This is a genomic window from Tsuneonella aeria (genome assembly GCF_009827495.1).
Lineage (GTDB): Bacteria > Pseudomonadota > Alphaproteobacteria > Sphingomonadales > Sphingomonadaceae > Tsuneonella > Tsuneonella aeria.
Genome location: NZ_WTZA01000002.1, coordinates 259,094 through 275,805, shown reverse-complemented (window position 1 = coordinate 275,805; position 16,712 = coordinate 259,094). Strand labels below are relative to the sequence as shown.

Here is a 16,712-nt window from a genome sequence, read left to right as displayed (position 1 = left end):
AGAGGCGGCGGCAAAGGACCATGTGCGAAGCGGCTGGAACGGGGCTTGTCGTTTCGGCCCGCGCGCGCTGGTCCGACCCGCCGCCGGTTCGCAAGTGCGCGCGGGGCCAAACGCAAAAAAGCCGCGCCCTCAGGAGCGCATCGCCAGATGCGCGGGACAGAGCGCGTCCACAGCCCCGCTCCGCATCCCCGAACCATCGTCCGGTGAGCGTGAAAAAAGGGCGGAGAACCGTCGCCGGTTCCCGCCCTCTCTTCACCTTCAGAACTCGTCGAGCATTCCCCCGCGCACGGTGTGAACCACCCGGTTCGTCAGGTGCGCCGGCAGGGCGTTGTAGTCGCCCTCGTCGAGCGCGAAGTAACCCAGATCATCGTCCTCGACGATATGCTGGTCGAAGTAGCTGTGCAGCGCGCGCCGTTCGGCAACCGCCAGTGCTTCGAAGTAGCGTTCCGCGTTCGACGCGATTGGAGCAAGTGAAGCCATGATATCCTCCTGATGTCTGTCCTCGAGACGACAGGAGTTCGGCCGATGGTCTTGCGGATCCCGGGTCCAGGATCGCCCTTTGGGCGACCGCGTCAGCGGCGGTGGGGGCAACGATTTTGTCGGACCGCAGCGAAGCGAAGGGGAGGCAAAATGGTGGGGCCCCGCCGTCCTTGACGCGGGAGCCGCAAGGCCATCACCATGGACGATCCGTGAGCCAGGACCATTCCCAACCTCTCGGATGAACCTAGGGCCCATCGAGCAGCGCAAAAAAGCTCTTTCCTACACCCGGGTGACCTAGGCAGACTGGACCACGGAGGCATCGACGAGGGGACAGGGAAAGGACCCCACGTATGCCCACGAAACGAAGCGCGGTCGATGCGCTCAGGAAGCTCGAAGCCGAGCGTCAAGCTCTCGACGAGCGGCAACGCGAACTGGAAGAGAAAGCCGCTCTAGAGCTGGGGCAGCTGATCCTCGGATCAGGTGTCGAGGCGTTCTCGAGGAAAGGCCTCAAACAGGCCAGCGAGAGGCTCGGCAAGCTCGGTGAAGCCGAAGCGCTCCGGCGGCTGGGAAGCGAACCGTCTGCATCCGGTCGCAACGGAACGCCCGCTGGTTCCTGAACAACACGAGAAGGAGCCCTGCCGCGCTTGCGGCAGAGCCCCTTCTTGGTCGCCGGTTAATCGATGACGTCAGTCGATCTCGGGCGCGTCGCGGTTGTCTCCGTCGCCATCCCTGGCGTTGCCGCGCGAGAGGAAGTCGACCTTGTCGGCGAGGATCTCGCAGCCGTAGCGCTTGACGCCATCCTGGTCTTCCCACTGGGTGTAGTGAAGCCGGCCCTGGACCGAGACGAGCTGGCCCTTGGTGCAGAACTGTCCGACGGTCTTGGAGAGGCCGTTGAAGCAGGTAACCCGATGGAATTCGCTGTCCTTGGCGGTGTAGCCGTTTTCATCCTTGTAGGTCTTGCCGTCCTTGTCGCGCGCGGGGCGGTCGGTGACAACGGTGATGCCGGTGACGGAGGTTCCGCCCTTGGTCTCGCGGGATTCGGGATCGCGGGCGAGACGGCCGGTGAGGATTACGAGATTGGTCATGTGACTGGTCCTTCGGTGTGCCAAACCGGAAACCATTTCCGGCTTGCGAACATCCAGAAGAAGCAGGGCATGGGAGGACTGCACCGCAGGGCGCGCCCGCGCCCAAGGGAAACGCTTTTGCAAGGGGTGGTGCGGGCAGGCAGCGCAGCTGCCAACACGGCCCGAAGGCAAAGGCGTTGCCGGCCTCAGCTGGCCTGATTCAGGACTGTTCGCGAAGAAGCCGGATTGGGTTCGGATGGCCTGGCGAAGGCGCACTGAACGCCGCTCTCCTATCCGCCCTGTTCCTCGCCCTCGCTGGCCGCCAGCAGGTCCATGAAATTGCGCGCCGCTTCCCGGTCGTCAGCATCTTTGAGCGCCGCCTCAAGGTCAGGCGCGGAGCCAAGCATGTAAAGCAGCGCCCACAGGGCAAAGCGCTTGCCGCGGTCCTTTTCGAGGCCGAGATCGACCTGGCAGCGCTCCAAACCCGTCGCCAGCACGTCGGGGCTTACCGCTGCAAGATCGGTGGATGAGAAGTAGCGTCGAAGCAGATCGTCGAGGTCCATGACGAAGACATAGCGTCATTTCGCGGAGTCTGAACCCGGGCATTCGGGACAGCCGCGTGAAGTGCACGATAGAGTCGCGGTATGGCCGGCGCGGCCGTGGTCGCTCGATGCGCGGCTTCGCCAAGACCAACCAGTCTCTAAGCGGCGAGAGCCTGCGCCGGAACTATGTGCCCGGCCTCATCATCGTACAGCAGTCGCCCGGCATCGTGCATCACAGCGTTGATCCATTCCGGGCACCAGCTGTCGCAGAACTCCTTCTCACTGCGTACCTCGGACCCGAACAGGCGCTCCAGCTTCCATAGGAGTGCGGAGCGATCCGTCGCGGGCATGAGAAGCAGGTCGCGCTCCCGATCGCACATCACGTTGCAAAGTCGCTCGACCTCATCGCTAGCCGCGTCGTACCCGAGCCGCTCCTGCGCGCCCTTGTGGTCGAGCCATGCCTGCCGGACTTCGGCGGCTTTGGTGCGGAACACAGCGGATATGTGATCGTCCCATGCATGCAGATCGTTGGCGGGGACCTGATAACGGGCCTTCTGCCCGCTCTGCGCCACGACCTCGAACCAAAGGTCAGGCCGAGGAGAGATCCGGTCCAGTTCATCCGCAAGCGGCTGCCAGACGACTGTATCGAAGCGCTCGAAATCGGATCGTGCCGATTGGTAGGCCGACATCGCGTCATCCCAAAGGCTAGTGGCGGTCGGGCCGCGAACCGCGGCGATTGTTGCATGCATATTCATTCAGTTTGCTCCTGTTTCCGGCGCTCCTGTGGTTGGCGCTGCGAAAGAGGAAATGAGGACGGCGGATTGCGATCGGGTTTCCGAAATGGCGCAACAGCGGGTGAATTGCCTCGCCTCCAGTCTTCCGGTGCGCACAAGGGACTCTTGCACGCCGAGGCCACTCCAAAGATGCGGGACACTCAGGCAGCGGTCTCCTAGCCGCCGCAGCGCATTCGAAGGGCGTGGCCTCAGCCAGCGCCAGGCTTAGTGCCCAGCGAACCGCGGCGATCGACCACCGTAATGCGGCGTGCCTTGGCTTCGATGACGAGACGCTCGGTGACGCCATTGCCGGGAAAGGCGATCACGTAGCGCGGGGCCATCGCCAGCATCTGCTCGTTGCGCTTGAACCCGGCCCGGGCACCCAACCTGCGATCGAGACCGAAGGTCAGTTGCTGTACCTCGTGGCGTTCGGCCCAGGCGGCTGCAAGCCGATCGGCGCCCTTGCCGTCGCCGCCATGGACGAGGAGCATATCAGGCACCTGCTCGCGCACTCGGTCGAGCGTGGCCCAGATGTTGTTCGCATAGCTCGTCGCTTCGTCGGTCGTGGCGAAGCTGGCGCGGCCTCCGGCGAAGACCACGGCGGTGCCTTCGGGCGTGAGCGCGGCGCGCCGACGTTCTGAGCGGACCTTTAGGAAATCGCGCGCATCGATGACCGCAGAGGTGAGGTTCTTTCCGTGCGCTACGCGCGACCCCGTCATCGGCTTCCAGGATGCCCCGGTCTCTTCGCGGTAGAGCATCGCCGCGACCTCGCGCATGTGCTCGAAAGCGAGCATGCTGGCTTCGGAAGCCTGCGCGCGCTCCACTTGCTCTTCGAGGTTGCTCGAGTGGACTTCCGAGCCATCAGCCGCCGAAAGCAGCGCACGGATCTCGTCGCTCGCGCGATCGACCTGCGCAGACTTGCGGGTCGCCGTGCGGTGGAAGAGATTGACGAAGCCCCAGGCGATGTCCTCGGCGTCGGCCTCGAGCGCGGTGTCGGCGAACAGGGCGAACAAGTCCGACCAGACGGCCGAGAGGGTCTGCTCGCTCGCCTCTTCGGCGGGAAAATCTGTTTCGTTGAAAGGTGCGGGTTGAACCGAAAAGCCGGTCAGATCGAGTCCGGCAAGCTGGGCGGTGAAGCTGTCGTACATGGGTCATTCCTCCTGAGCGAAGGCGACAGCCGCAGGGGAAGAGAAGTTTCCTGCGGCCTGTTCGCCGGGCCCAAAAGGGACCGGGTCGAGGGGGCCGCCGCACCGCGCAGCGGGAAACCCCGCAAGGCAAGGCTGGCGCGGGCCACACGGGCCGCAGCCTTGCGCGGGTTGCGGCGGAACCGGACCGGTCCAGGGCCCGCGCGAGCGAACAGGACAGGCAGGAAATCAGACTCCGGCAGGCCGCGCAAAGAGGGACTACGCGAGTCGAGCTTCAGCCGAGCGAAGGCAGTCCGAACCGCTCGGCCGTGAATTCCAGCACCTCGCCGGAAGGAAACGCAGCCAGTGCAATGAGTCGCCGGCCTTCGAGGCGCAGGTGCCAGCCGCGTCCGTGATCGGGCTCGGCCCTGGCAAAGCACGCGGGATCGAACAACGCGAGATTGATCCCCTGCGGGTCGCGCGCCGAAGGCGAGCGGATCGCCTGTCCACCCGCGGCACGAGCAGCTTCGGCGAGATCCTGACACGCCGAATAGTCGGCCGGGTCGATCCAGCGTTCGCTTTCGCGCGACAGCGGCGGCCGCGTGGTATCGAGCAGCCGGGCAATCGAGACAGGAACGGAGAAGCTCAGGTGTTCGCTCGTCCGGTTGCCCGGAAGAAAGCCCGGTGAGCGGCTGATGAAACGGAGCCGCCAGTAGGCGGTCTCGGTGATCGCGGTCTGCTCGCTTTCGCTGGAATAGAAGATGCCGGGCCGCTCGTTCGCACGCCGAAAGCGGCTGGCCACGCCGTGGCCATAGCGAAAGGGCGAGGCGAGCAGGTAATGAAGACCGCGCGCTGACTTGGGCAGATCCGGCTTGGCTGCATCGGCGAGCTCCTCGAGCCGCTTCTGGCCAGCGAGATTGGCGGCGAGCCGGTTGGTCGAGATTCGGTGCTGCGCTTCGACCACGCGCCAGACGGTCCTGCGGTAGCGGCGCAGCTCAGACGCGAGCGCGGTGGGCGTCCACATAGTCGCAAACCGTCATGAGACCCTTGAAGCTGTCGATCAGCTCAAGGGGCCGCGCCTCGAGGTCAAGATTTGGGGTCGCGAGCCAGGCTCGCGCAGCCAGATCGTCGCTCCCGAGCAGCGCGTCGAGCGAGCGGAACAGGCGCAACAGAAACTGGCCGGCTTCGAACGACTTGCTGGCCGGATCGAGCTCGGATTTGCCCGCGCGCAAACGCGAGACGGTGGCCTGAGACAGCCCAAGAATCGATCCAAGCTTGGCATTGGTCAGACCCCAGAATTCCGCAATTCGGGAGATTGCGTTGGTCAGAACCTTGCCATCTCCCTCCTCGACTTCAGCGGCTCTCGTTGCCATCGGCGCATCCTTTCATATGCACAATATAGCACCTAGCTACTCACTTGAACAGGTCTGCGTTCAAAGATGGCCTCGCCATTCGAAAACCGCCCAATCATGCGGAGCTCGCCGAATTTCGCTTCGAACCGGCTCGCCACCTGCGAAAGCCAGCGCTGCGCCCGCCCGGATCGCGGGTGATAGGCATCGGCATCCCAGTAACCACCGTCGTCGCGCTCGGCGAGCCAGATGGCGACAAGGTCGCAGTAGGTGGAGATCCCGCAATCGGCAAAGGCGTTGCGTAGCAGGATTCGATCTTCGCGGCCGCGCCACCCGTTGCAGGCTTCAAGTGAGGGAAAGGTGATGCGTGCAGTTTCGGTCACCTCCTCTACCAGACACTCATATTCCCACTCCCAATCGTCCTCGTCGTCGATCTCCAGAGTGCGGAAGGCGACGATTGCGCCGGACGGATAGCTAACGGAACGTCCCATCATGCACCTCCCTCAAGCCGCTTCGGCGAGATCGGCTGCCGCAGCCTCGCTACCGGCACCCGAACGCCCTCCGAGCCTCAGGATGAGGCTCGCAGCCTCTTCTGCCTTCGCGGCTGCCGTGAGCATGGCTCGATCATCGGATTTCAGAAGCTCAAGCCATTGCGCGATGTAGCTCGCATGGTGGTCGAGATGCGTGACGGGAAGACCGAGCTCTGCGCCAAGGATCGCGGCGGACAGCTCCGCCACCAGTTCTTCGGCCGCGTAGGATTCGCTTCCGAAGCGGTTCTTGAGATCCCGACCCAGACGTGAACCATGCCCGGTCCAGTGCGAGAGTTCGTGCGCCAGCGTTGCATAGTAGTGGTCATAGCCGTCGAACAGCGCCGCCGTTGGCATCGTAATCCGATCCAGGACAGGCTCGTAGTAGGCTTCGGCCCCCTGATGCCGAAGGTCGGCGCCCACATCTGAAAAGAAGGTGTCGAGCCGCTCTTCCCGCCCGGCAGGTTCGACTGGTTCGAGTTCATGCTTGGCACGATACATTTCGGGCAAGTCATTGCACTGGTCGGCGTTGAAGACCGCATAGGCCTTCAGGACACGCCGCTTCTCGGTGCCATCTTCGCCATCTTCGCGCTCCACCTGCTTGTCGTAGCTCTTGTAGAAGATCGCGATCGTCGATTTCTCGCCCTTGCGAACCTGCCCACCGAGCTTCTGGCACTGCTGGTACGTCATCCAGTAGGGCGACAGGAACCCGGCAGCATCGGCGATCATCCAGAGCCAGAAGGTGTTCATGCCCCGGTAGGGCGTGCCGCAACTGCGCAGGGGTCGTGATACCGGAACCCCGCGCCATGGCTTTACCCATGGTGTGGTTCCCAGCTCGAGTTTCTCGATAATCACAGAGGTGATTTGCGCAGCAGGGGATTGCCCGCCGCTGCGGCGTTTGAACTTGGACATGAGGTGTCTCCCGATTGCCGGAACGAGGTTGTCCCGTGGCAATCAGAAGAAGCCTTCTTTCCTCTCATCTGGACGTCGTGTCAGCTTTGCGCTCTGCGACGAATAGTGCGGAGAGACCGTAGATCTCGCCCATGAGTCGCATAGGTGCGGCCGGCGTCCTCCGTCTCGAGCGGAGCGGCGCGGGGAATATCTGCTATCCAGCTCCGCAGCATCCGGACGGCGAACCAGACTGTTGAGCTTCCTGGATCGGCGGACACGGAACATCTGCGAAGGAGCAGAAGACGCAGCAATCGCCCGAAAGCGGTCTGAGCTTCACGCCGCAATGGCGGCAGTCGTAAAAAAACCAGCAGGCATCGGTCGGCATCGTTTCGACTGAGGTGCCGCCGCACTTGGGACATGTGATGGTAGAGGTGGTCTGCATCACGCGCCGCCCAGCACGCGCATCAGCGGCTGCTCGATAAAACCCCACAACGCGCTGATAACGACGATCACCGTCGCACCCACGAGCATCGCCAGCGTGGCTCGACCTGGCGCCGGCACCGCGCAGTCCGCGTCAGCAGAGCAAGCGCGATGCTTGCGCAGGTAGAGCATCCAACCCGCAATGATCAGAACCGAGGCGATGATTGTCATCGGCCATCGGTAGGGAACGAATACAGCGAGACCGCCTGCTCCGAGCCCTAGTCCGGCGAGCGCGAGAGGCAGCACGCAGCACGCAGCAGCAGAGAACAGGGCGGTCAAACTGGCCGCCGTTCCCACGGCAGCGACACCTCGCTCGGGTCCCTGCAATCGGATAACGGGAGGGGCACTTCGATCAGTCAGGTCTCGTCTCCAGCGCGATTCGGCGCTATGTGCCACCTGTAGTAGCTACAGGATCAAGGAGTTTCTGCGTGGGCGGTCTTTCGATAGGCGAACTCGCCCGCCGCACAGGCGTGCATATCGAGACAATTCGCTACTTCGAAAAAGTTGGCCTCCTCGCCGAGCCCGATCGAACCGAAGGCGGCCACAGGGTCTTTACCGACCAGCATGTCAGGGCCCTGAGCTTTATAAAGCGGGCGAGGGAGCTTGGCTTCACGCCTGGCGAAGTGCGCGCCATCCTTGAACTGGGCGGCCCCGAGGAGGCGTGCTGCGACGAAGTTCGCGAAATCGCGGTTCATCATCTGGACCAGGTCAGGCGCAAGATGGCGGATCTCGAACGACTGGAGCGGCTGCTCGCCTCTACGGTCGAGCGCTGTTCGGGTGGGCACGTGCCCGACTGTCCGGTCATCGACATGCTGGATGGCGTTGCCCCCTAGAGCATGTAGCCTACGTCCGATGCCCCGGTAGGATAAGCAAACATGGTGCTCTTCAGATCATCGGCAGTGAGGTTGTGCCGAATAGCCAGAGCGAAGATGTTGATGATCTCGTCCGCGTGAGGACCGACGAGGTGCGCACCCAGAATTCGACCCGTGCCTTCCTCGACCAGCGTCTTGTATCCGTAGACCGGCTCGGCAAGCCGCCTCGCCGTGTACCAGCGCGAAGCGCGCTCGCATTTCAACCGGAATTGCGCTCCCGATCTGCGCGCCTCGTCCTCGCCCATGCCCACAGCGGCAATTGGCGGAAGCGTAAAGGCGACACTCGGCACGCCCCGATAGTCCGGCGTCCGCTGGTTGCCTTCGAGCAGATTGCCCGCGACCACCTTCGCATCATGGCTCGAAACAGGCGTCAGCGGCGGTCCCTGCTGGGCAGAATCGCCAGCTGCATAAACTGCCGGGTTGGTGACGCTCTGCAGGTACTCGTTGAGTTTGAGCCGACCTTGAGCGACAGCAACATCGGCGGCTTCGAGGTTCAGACGGTCGAGTGCAGGGGCGCGGCCGGCGGCGTGAACGACCAGGTCGGCCTCCACAGCGATCCTGTCGTCGCGTCTTTCGCCATGCACGACAAATCCGCTGTCGTTGCGCTCGATCGCAACCACAGTCGTATCGGTCATGACTTGCACCCCGATACTGTCGAACGACTCCGTCAACCAGCCGACGAGCTCCGGCTCGAAATGCGTCAGCATGCGCGGACCGCGCTGGACCACCGTCACCTTGGCGCCAGCGCGTGCGGCAATGTGGGAAAACTCCGCTGCAATGTAGCCGCCGCCGACCAGGACGATCCGCCGTGGCAGTTGCTCCATGGCCAGGAAGAACTCATTATCGACCAGATGCTCCTCGCCCGCGATACCGAGCGGCACGGGTGCGGCGCCCGAGGCGATCAGAACATGACGGCCGCTTAACTCTGCTGCATCGACCTTGAGTGAGTTCGGGCCGGTGAACTTGGCCGCACCGTGAAAAGTGTCGATGCCCTTATCGCGGTAGCGGTGCTCGTGCTTCTCCGGCACGGGATCGGTAAAGGTGCGCTTGAAACCGATCAATTCCGGCCAGTCGATCCGCAAATCACCGTCGACGCCGTGTCCGCTCATCCGGCGCTCCGCATCGATGACCTCCGCGCCCGAGACGAGCATCTTCTTGGGGTCGCAACCGCGCAAGGCGCAGGTGCCACCAAACGGCTTCTCGTCGACGACAGCAACCGTCCAGCCTGCATCGCGCACCCGCATCGCTGCGACCATTGCCGCCGTGCCCGTGCCGATGATTATCAAATCGTAGTCCATTTGCGCGCTCCTCAAGAGGAGAACGATGCTGTAGCTGATACAGGTTCCCCAAGGGGATCAACGGCCGTGCGCTGCGGTGTCGACCCCGTTGACATTCATTGCGCTCGTTGATTGCGGGTGAGCTCGAAGGCCGGCGCGGCAATCAGTTTTGGATAAGGCGAATGAGGGTTCCGTCCGGATCGATCAGGGCTCCGATCAGGAGACCGCCATCTTCCTGCTGCGGGGGCTGAGCCCGGGGGTGACCCCAACATTGCTCTGGCACTCCAGCGTCTAAACAAACCGAGTAAAACGCGGCCACGTCATCAAGCCGAAGACAGCAACTGAACCAGCTTTCGGCTGGGTTCAGGTCTGGATGTGGGAAGAACTCCAGTATCATGCTGTCACGCTTCAAGATCATCCAGCCGTCATCCCGCCAGTCCTGCCCGAACCCCAACTTGGCGAAAAATTTTGAGGTGACCTCAAAATCCCTCGACGGCAGGTTGGCTGTAGCGTGATCGATCTCGCATCCCCTCGCTGCTCATCATGGAGCTCCAGGCAGACGTTCGCAACGGCGTTCCTGCTGAATATCTAGCGAAGACGTCTCATCCACTAGGTAGAACGACTGACGGTTCAGACTTGGTCAAAACGACTAAAGGCGGCCCGTCCGGAATGGACGGGCCGCCAACCGCGCAAAACCACCTGTCAGGAGGTTCAGGCAGCTTGCTCGGTCAGTTCGTTGCCAGCGTCCTCCGACCCAGCAGACGTTTCATCGTTGTCGATGGGTTCTTCCCTTGGAGTGCCGAAACGCATGACGGCCGGAACCCAGGCCAACGCCTGCTGCTTCACCTCCGACAATGGCGATTGGCGCGAAGCCACGCACACGGGAGCCGCCTGGGTTCGCAATTTGCTTCTTCTTCGCCAATGTGGCCGCGATTAGTTGAGCCGATTGCACCGTGAGCTAGCGCTGAGCTTCAGTCCGCGGAAGCGAATCGTCCGAAGCGGATGGTCCGCTCCCGTTTACAGAAGACCCGGAGCGAGCGGTCCGTTAACGGCCACCTCGCGCCGTAAGCAACAGCGTCTACCCACAGATGCGGCGGTCAGTAGCAGTGAGCGGCGGCCTAAAGCCTTACTAAGGTAGCGCGAACGGCGACACGCATATGTTATGTTTGTCAGCGCGGTGCGTCAAATACCGACGTTCGCCGCCGCTTTCCGTCCTCAGCCGCTCTGACTACTCCGGCGTGGTGGGTCGGGTGGTCCGTGGCCAAGGGGACTCATACGGCGGCCGCTTCAAGTACTTCGCTCCACATTCAGGGCAGGCATCTGGCCACTGCCACGCGAATCGCGAATGCGCCGATCCGTGTACCACGGGGCCCTTAGGTCTTTCGGCGTGGAGGATTCCTCAGGCAACACTTGGTGCGAGGTAATTCCCAAGGCAGGTATGTGCCGATTCCGAAGATCGCTTAGTGACCCATGAACCAGGATGTTTCGGTATTCTTTATCAATTCGGCAGTTACGCCGCCGAGCATGCGCTCTGCGAATGGAGTGCGGCTATAAACGCCAGCAACGATTAGGGTTGCCTCCTCACGTTCCGCTTGGTCGAGCAAATCAATTGCAGCGTTTCCTCGGCGCGAAACATGAACGTGTTTGGCCGCAACCTCATGGCGGCGCAAATGCCTTGAGACGGCTGCCAGTCGGTCGCTGGACACTTCGTCCCCTACGCCAACCACAGTTACACTGTCCGCGCGCTGCAGGAAGGGCAAGGCGTCATGAGCGGCCCGGCGAGCTTGCGAGGAATCCTTCCACGCGACGATAATTTTCGGGAAGCGGTGGGTTGTGATCCCTTTGCCAAGACGAAGGACGGGCGTTCCCGATGCTAGAATGAGTTCGGCCGGATCCGGCGACACACAGGCTCCTTCGTCATCGGCGCTGGTGATAAGCAGATCGGCGGTAAGAAGATGCTCTCGCAACGCCGCGGATGGCTCGATTATGGCGGAACACCACTCTGCTTCCACTGCTGTTCCGGAAAGCACCGCGTCGAAAGCACTGCGCGTGCCTCGAAGAGCCTCTTCCATCGCGCGCGTTTGCTCGTGCGCGGAAAGAGCGCTCGCGGCCAGTACGTCGCCCACGATGGAACTGCGCGGCCAGGCGAAGGAGACGACGGACAGGCTGGCGCCGAACTCGACGGCCATTTCGCAGGCGTGCTCCAGCGTTCGATGCACGTCGCCACTCGGACAGGCATCGACGACGATCTCGCGGAAGCTCCCGGGTTCCTTGTTCTTCATGGCGGGTACGGTAGCACTCCCGATGCCGTTCGGCCAAATTGCAATGTACGGACAATCCTGCAAAACAATCGGACGGCATGATCGGCGCAGTCGAATTGAAGTCGGAGCAGCGAAAGGTGATGGCCCGCGCTGCGCTGGCGATGGCCTTCTGCTCAGGCAGCTTGGCGGCCGCCTATCAGCTGCTCCCGTTGGTGATGCGCTTCCCCGAGGGGTTGGCGCAACGTCTTGCGTTCGCCATTCAGGCCGACATCTTCGTATTCCTGTGGGTCTTGATCGGCGTGCAGCGGGTATCGAGCGGGCGCTTTCGTTCCGCCGCGGACAATCGCGGCTCTGCGTTCGGCCCGCCGAGCCCGGCCATCGCCGTCAAGGTAGCGTTTCTGCAGAACACGCTCGAGCAGGCGTTTGTCGCGGTAGGAAGCCATCTGGCGTTTGCAACGCTGGCAACCGGTCCCGCGCTCGCGTTTCTCCCGGCGAGTGTGGTCCTGTTCGCCGTCGGCCGCGTCACGTTCATGATCGGCTATCCGCACGGCGCAGGCGGACGAGCTTTCGGGGTCGTGACCACCGTCATTCCAACCTTGTTCCTCTATGGGCTTAGCGTCTGGCTCCTTGCGTCAACCTGACACTGAGGTGGGAACTGGCTCGCCGCGCGATCTCGGGTCTCGATAAGCGAGCAGCCGGAGCGCATTGGTCACCACGAGAAGAGTGGAGCCTTCGTGCATCGCGACCGCGGGTCCGATGCCAAGCCCGAAGATCGTTGCGGGCACGAGAATAGCTACCACCCCCAGGCTGACGAACACGTTCTGGCGGATGATCGAGCGGGTGCGCCTGCTGAGCCCCACGGCGAATGGAAGGTGCGATAGGTCGTCCGCCATCAGGGCAACGTCGGCTGTCTCGAGCGCGACATCCGAGCCCGCTGCGCCCATCGCTATCCCGACGGTTGCGCGCGCCATCGCCGGGGCATCGTTGACGCCGTCGCCGACCATTGCGACTTTGCCCTCGGCGCTGAGCTTCTTGATCGCCTCGACCTTGTCCTCCGGCATCAGGTCGCCCCAAGCCTCATCGAGCCCGACCTCACGCGCGATCGCCTCGGCAACTCTCTGGTTGTCGCCGGAGATCATGATCATCCGCGTCATCCCGAGCGACCGCAAGACCACCAAGGTCTGCCGCGCCGCCTCGCGCGGCGTGTCGAGCAGCCCAATGACACCGAGATCACGAGCGCCGCGTCGCACGACCATTGTGGTGCGTCCGTTGTTGCGCAGTTGCTCGATCGCCGCCGCCGCCTCGGGGGAAAGTGGCGCCACCCCATCGCTGCCGAACATCTCGGCCTTGCCGATCAGCACTGTATCGCCGTCGAGGGTCGCGCGCACGCCCCGCCCGGTCAGGCTCTCGAGGTCCGATGCGGGGGCCACCGTCGTATCGCCGAGCCGCGCTGTGCCGTCCTTGACAATTGCCGCGGCGAGCGGATGATCGCTCAGCGCCTCGACCGCGACGGCGGTGGTCAGAAGTTCGCTTTCCGACGCGCCGGGCATCGGCACGAGATCCGTGATGCGCGGCTCGCCCATGGTGAGAGTTCCGGTCTTGTCGAACGCGATCGCGGTCAGAGAGCCGAGATTCTCAAGCGGCCCGCCGCCCTTGACGAGCACGCCGCCGCGCGCCGCGCGCGCGACGCCCGACAGGACCGCGCTGGGCGTGGCGATGGCAAGCGCACAGGGGCTCGCCGCCACCAGCACTGCCATGGTGCGGTAGAAGCTGTCGCGGAAGGGTTCGTCAATCACGACCCCGGCGAACAGCAGCAGCACCGCGAGAACCAGCACTGCCGGCACGAAGATCCTCTCGAACCGGTCGGTGAAGCGCTGGGTCGGCGACTTCTGCGTCTCCGCCTCGCTCACCAGCTTGACCACCTTGGCCAGCGCGCTGTCGCTCGCCAGGCGAGTGACCTCGACCTCGATAGCGCCGCTGCCGTTGATCGTTCCGGCGAAGACCCGATGCGCCGCATCGATCCCTTCCGGGTTCGTACGCGCCGCCTCGCGGTCGGCAACGGCGCGCTTGTCGACGGGCATGCTCTCGCCGGTGACCGGCGCCTGGTTGATGCTGCTGTCGCCCTTCGTCACGAAGCCGTCGGCAGGTAGCCGCTCATTGGGCTTGGCCAGGACGACATCGCCGACGACCAGTGCGTCCACCGGGACCTCCTCGGTCCCGCCGCCACGTCGCACGACGGCGGTCTTCGGGGCGAGCTCGGCGAGCGCCTCGATCGCCCGCTTGGCGCGGCCCATCGCATAATGTTCGAGCGCGTGGCCCAGGCTGAACAGGAACAGGAGCAACGCGCCCTCGGCCCAGGCACCCAGCGCCGCGGCACCCGCGGCGGCGACCAGCATCAGCGTATCGATCTCGAAACGCTTGCGCCTCAGGTTCTCGACTGCCTCGCGCACCGTGAACACGCCGCCGAAAGCATAGGCGGCGAGATAGCAGGCAAGCGGCAACCAATCCGGCGCGCCCGCAATCAGCTTCTCGGCGGCGAAGCCAAGGCCGAGCAAGGCTCCGCAAACGAGCGCGAAGACCAACTCCGTATTGGCGCCGAAGATGCCGCCATGGTCATGTTGGTGGCCCTCCTCGCCATGATCACGCTCTCCGGGCGCGTGATCGTGGCCGGCATGGTCGCCCGCACCAGTTGCCGGAGGTGGAACAGCCCTGTCGGCGAGCGCGGCCTGGATCTGCTCGAGGGTGATGCTGTCGTGATCGAACTCGACGCGTGCCTTGCCGGCCGCGCTGACTTCCGCTTCGATGACACCGGGCAGGCTGCGTAGCCGGTCGCCGAGAAGACGTGCGTGGCGCTGATGCGTCGGGCCGGGAAGATCGAGCAGAGCGTGGCCGAAGCGGGAAGTGATGCGCGCGCCGGCGCTCGTCGCGAGCTCCGTAATGCGCGAGAGCGGCAGAACCTCGGGATCGTAGTGGATGCACAAATTGGCAGGCTGGCCATCCTGTGCAGGCGCGACGTGCGCATCGCTGATACCGTCGCGTTCCTTAAGGCGGGCCAGGAGGCGCACGACGCAAGCGTCGGCGGCATCGGGGATGTCAGGAAGAAGGACAGGGAGGTCGAGCTTGGTTTTTTCCGCCATGGTCGTTCCCCTTTGGCTGTTTCAGAAAAGGCGCACAACGTGCGGAGCGCGACAGTTTGCATCGAAATGCGAAACCACCAGTCGTTAGCTACCGAGACGACGAGTAGCCAGCAGTTGCCGCGTCGATGTTCGACGCGCTGCAGGGGTGAGCGCCTTACGGCTGCGACGGAGACTGGTTGGGCTTGGCGTTGGTCGCACGCTGCACCGCATGAAAGTCGAACCGCAAAGCGTCCTCCCGTGCAACGGTACCTCTATCGACAACTCCGCCTCGTCGAGAACTGCGACCATTTTCTGGACCCATCAATAAGTCCTGAGCCTGAAGATGTTTCGGCTGCCTTGCTCGGCCGGGACATGGTCTGATGTTCAATCGGAGGGGATACGCTGTCGAGGGAACCTCGAACGCGTCTATCCGATTCAAACCAGAGACCATGCCCGAAGGCGACGCCATGTTCTTCGCCGCTGACAACTCGTCTCGGGGCACGCGATTGGAGGAGCAGATAAATGGATGGCCTGATCGAACTCGACGAAAGGCTCCACATTTTCACACGGCCACCGAACGAAGCGGATGTGAGAGATCTCTCACGCGCCGGCATGCGGTCCGTTGTGAACCTGCGCGCACCCGGAGAAGCCGGCGAAGTCTTGGCTCCGGACACCGAAGGTGAGGAGGCGAACAGGAGCGGACTTGCCTACCGGAGTTTCCCAGTGACGCCCTCGGACCTTAACGCAGGAACCGCCTCGATCATCAGCGCCGAACTGGAACAACTGCCGGCGCCCATCGCCATTCATTGCGCCAGTGGCAAGCGCGCGAGCCTCATGGCGCTAGCCGATTGGGCCTATCGGCATGATGCAAGCGCAAGCAAAGCTGCCGCGAAGGCGCAAGCCGCTGGGCTCAAATTCAGCGAGGCCGATCTCCAGCCCCTGATCGAACGTGGAGCGCGGTCATGATCTTCCGACAACTGTTCGAGCCGGAATCCTCGACCTACACTTACCTATTCGGCTGGCAGGACACCGGCGAGGCCCTGTTGCTCGATCCGGTGATGGAGACGGTCGATCGCGATCTTCAAACTATAAAGGACCTCGGCTTAAGGCTTGCCTACACGCTCGACACCCACATCCATGCCGACCACATCACCTCTGCTTGCCGGTTGCGAGCGCTCACAGGCTGCAAGGTCGCTTACCCTGCGCAGGACGATCTCCCTTGCGCGGATATCGGCGTTGCGGAGGATCGGCCGCTAAATCTCGGCGACTTGAGCTTTCGTCCCCTCTTCACTCCGGGGCACACGGAGACGCATCATTGCTATCTTCTGGATCATGGCGGACAGCCTAGGGTATTTACCGGGGATGCGTTGCTAATCGATGGCTGCGGCCGAACGGACTTTCAAAACGGTGACACGGCTGCGCTCTTCCGCTCGGTTCACGAGAAAATCTTTACCTTGCCTCCGGACACTCTTGTCTATCCCGCGCACGATTATCAGCACCGACACGTGTCCACCGTGGCTCAGGAGCGCGAACGCAATCCGCGGCTGAACGACGCGATTCCCTTCGAAGAGTTCGAGGAAATCATGACCAATCTCGACCTCCCGTACCCGAAGAAAATCGACGTGGCGGTCCCAGCCAATCGCAAATGCGGCGACTGCCCCGAAGATGCCGTGGAACAGCTTCATCGGATCGGCGGCAAGTCTCCACAGGGTTGGCCGAGCTAAGAGCCCACGACTCTGCGAGTTTCGCTGCTGACTGCGTTGATGGGCAAACAGCAGCCAGTCCGCCGTCGAGTACAACTTCGCCTCCAAGAAGCGGCGAATCTCCCAACTGCTGGACCTTGCGCGCAAGGAGGCGACGGCGGTCACCGAGACCTGTCATGCAACCCGAGGCCCAATTCCAGCCAAAACAACTCAAGGCGGCCCGTCCGGAATGGACGGGCCGCCAACCGCGCAA

Annotated in this window: 20 protein-coding genes; 5 read left to right on the top strand and 15 right to left on the bottom strand. The window is 63.2% G+C overall.

Annotation, left to right across the window (positions count from 1 at the left end):
• Positions 1 to 258: 258 nt before the first annotated feature.
• Positions 259 to 480, bottom strand: coding sequence for a hypothetical protein (locus tag GRI40_RS11870; RefSeq protein ID WP_160611771.1), 222 nt, complete (start codon positions 478 to 480; stop codon positions 259 to 261).
• 350 nt (positions 481 to 830) lie between these two features.
• On the opposite strand from GRI40_RS11870, the gene GRI40_RS11865 reads away from it, so the two are divergent.
• Positions 831 to 1,097 carry a DUF6437 family protein gene (locus GRI40_RS11865; protein ID WP_160611770.1) on the top strand — a complete coding sequence of 89 codons (267 nt, stop codon included), beginning with the start codon at positions 831 to 833 and terminating at the stop codon, positions 1,095 to 1,097.
• Positions 1,098 to 1,166: 69 nt separating this feature from the next.
• Here GRI40_RS11865 and GRI40_RS11860 read toward each other — a convergent pair whose 3' ends face one another.
• From GRI40_RS11860 to GRI40_RS11815, 10 genes are all read right to left on the bottom strand, one after another.
• Complete coding sequence (locus GRI40_RS11860) at positions 1,167 to 1,565, bottom strand: single-stranded DNA-binding protein (RefSeq protein WP_160611769.1); 399 nt, start codon at positions 1,563 to 1,565, stop codon at positions 1,167 to 1,169.
• Positions 1,566 to 1,834: 269 nt separating this feature from the next.
• The gene (locus GRI40_RS11855) at positions 1,835 to 2,107 is read right to left on the bottom strand and encodes a hypothetical protein (protein ID WP_160611768.1); all 273 of its coding nucleotides are present in this window, start codon (positions 2,105 to 2,107) and stop codon (positions 1,835 to 1,837) included.
• 137 nt (positions 2,108 to 2,244) lie between these two features.
• The gene (locus GRI40_RS11850) at positions 2,245 to 2,841 is read right to left on the bottom strand and encodes a hypothetical protein (protein WP_160611767.1); all 597 of its coding nucleotides are present in this window, start codon (positions 2,839 to 2,841) and stop codon (positions 2,245 to 2,247) included.
• A 227-nt stretch (positions 2,842 to 3,068) separates the two neighbouring features.
• Positions 3,069 to 4,007, bottom strand: a complete 939-nt coding sequence (locus GRI40_RS11845; protein WP_131621695.1) for a DUF2493 domain-containing protein — start codon at positions 4,005 to 4,007, stop codon at positions 3,069 to 3,071.
• Between the two features lie 271 nt (positions 4,008 to 4,278).
• Complete coding sequence (locus GRI40_RS11840) at positions 4,279 to 5,007, bottom strand: RES family NAD+ phosphorylase (RefSeq protein WP_057883277.1); 729 nt, start codon at positions 5,005 to 5,007, stop codon at positions 4,279 to 4,281.
• Positions 4,979 to 5,356, bottom strand: coding sequence for an antitoxin Xre/MbcA/ParS toxin-binding domain-containing protein (locus tag GRI40_RS11835; RefSeq protein WP_057883276.1), 378 nt, complete (start codon positions 5,354 to 5,356; stop codon positions 4,979 to 4,981). The genes GRI40_RS11840 and GRI40_RS11835 overlap by 29 nt, the downstream gene beginning before the upstream one ends.
• Positions 5,357 to 5,388: 32 nt before the next feature.
• Positions 5,389 to 5,823 (bottom strand): hypothetical protein, encoded by a 435-nt coding sequence (locus GRI40_RS11830; RefSeq protein WP_057883714.1) that lies wholly within the window; start codon positions 5,821 to 5,823, stop codon positions 5,389 to 5,391.
• Positions 5,824 to 5,835: 12 nt separating this feature from the next.
• Complete coding sequence (locus tag GRI40_RS11825) at positions 5,836 to 6,771, bottom strand: ArdC family protein (protein WP_160612076.1); 936 nt, start codon at positions 6,769 to 6,771, stop codon at positions 5,836 to 5,838.
• A gap of 193 nt (positions 6,772 to 6,964) precedes the next feature.
• Positions 6,965 to 7,192, bottom strand: coding sequence for a GDCCVxC domain-containing (seleno)protein (locus tag GRI40_RS14055; RefSeq protein WP_120717174.1), 228 nt, complete (start codon positions 7,190 to 7,192; stop codon positions 6,965 to 6,967).
• Complete coding sequence (locus tag GRI40_RS11815) at positions 7,192 to 7,401, bottom strand: hypothetical protein (RefSeq protein ID WP_057883274.1); 210 nt, start codon at positions 7,399 to 7,401, stop codon at positions 7,192 to 7,194. Before GRI40_RS11815 ends, GRI40_RS14055 begins: the two co-directional genes overlap by 1 nt.
• 257 nt (positions 7,402 to 7,658) lie before the next feature.
• Between GRI40_RS11815 and GRI40_RS11810 the strand changes: the two genes are divergently transcribed.
• On the top strand, positions 7,659 to 8,063 hold the full coding sequence (locus GRI40_RS11810; RefSeq protein ID WP_057883273.1) for a MerR family transcriptional regulator: 405 nt from the start codon (positions 7,659 to 7,661) through the stop codon (positions 8,061 to 8,063).
• On the opposite strand, the gene GRI40_RS11805 is transcribed toward GRI40_RS11810, so the two are convergent.
• The 3 genes from GRI40_RS11805 to GRI40_RS11800 form a co-directional block, all read right to left on the bottom strand.
• Positions 8,060 to 9,400, bottom strand: a complete 1,341-nt coding sequence (locus GRI40_RS11805; protein ID WP_160611766.1) for a dihydrolipoyl dehydrogenase family protein — start codon at positions 9,398 to 9,400, stop codon at positions 8,060 to 8,062. The two genes, GRI40_RS11810 and GRI40_RS11805, sit on opposite strands and share 4 nt — an antisense overlap.
• A 142-nt stretch (positions 9,401 to 9,542) precedes the next feature.
• Positions 9,543 to 9,899, bottom strand: coding sequence for a bleomycin resistance protein (locus GRI40_RS13745; protein WP_057883271.1), 357 nt, complete (start codon positions 9,897 to 9,899; stop codon positions 9,543 to 9,545).
• A 940-nt stretch (positions 9,900 to 10,839) separates the two neighbouring features.
• Positions 10,840 to 11,661 carry a universal stress protein gene (locus GRI40_RS11800; RefSeq protein ID WP_131621683.1) on the bottom strand — a complete coding sequence of 274 codons (822 nt, stop codon included), beginning with the start codon at positions 11,659 to 11,661 and terminating at the stop codon, positions 10,840 to 10,842.
• A 77-nt stretch (positions 11,662 to 11,738) separates the two neighbouring features.
• On the opposite strand from GRI40_RS11800, the gene GRI40_RS11795 reads away from it, so the two are divergent.
• Positions 11,739 to 12,281 (top strand): MAPEG family protein, encoded by a 543-nt coding sequence (locus tag GRI40_RS11795; RefSeq protein WP_131621681.1) that lies wholly within the window; start codon positions 11,739 to 11,741, stop codon positions 12,279 to 12,281.
• On the opposite strand, the gene GRI40_RS11790 is transcribed toward GRI40_RS11795, so the two are convergent.
• Positions 12,273 to 14,777 (bottom strand): heavy metal translocating P-type ATPase, encoded by a 2,505-nt coding sequence (locus tag GRI40_RS11790; RefSeq protein WP_131621679.1) that lies wholly within the window; start codon positions 14,775 to 14,777, stop codon positions 12,273 to 12,275. The two genes, GRI40_RS11795 and GRI40_RS11790, sit on opposite strands and share 9 nt — an antisense overlap.
• Before the next feature lie 501 nt (positions 14,778 to 15,278).
• Here GRI40_RS11790 and GRI40_RS11785 point away from each other — a divergent pair.
• Both GRI40_RS11785 and GRI40_RS11780 read left to right on the top strand, forming a co-directional pair.
• Entirely contained in the window at positions 15,279 to 15,722 is a 444-nt protein-coding gene (locus GRI40_RS11785; RefSeq protein ID WP_131621677.1) for a beta-lactamase hydrolase domain-containing protein, read from the top strand.
• Positions 15,719 to 16,480, top strand: a complete 762-nt coding sequence (locus tag GRI40_RS11780; protein ID WP_131621675.1) for an MBL fold metallo-hydrolase — start codon at positions 15,719 to 15,721, stop codon at positions 16,478 to 16,480. The genes GRI40_RS11785 and GRI40_RS11780 overlap by 4 nt, the downstream gene beginning before the upstream one ends.
• Positions 16,481 to 16,712 lie beyond the last annotated feature (232 nt).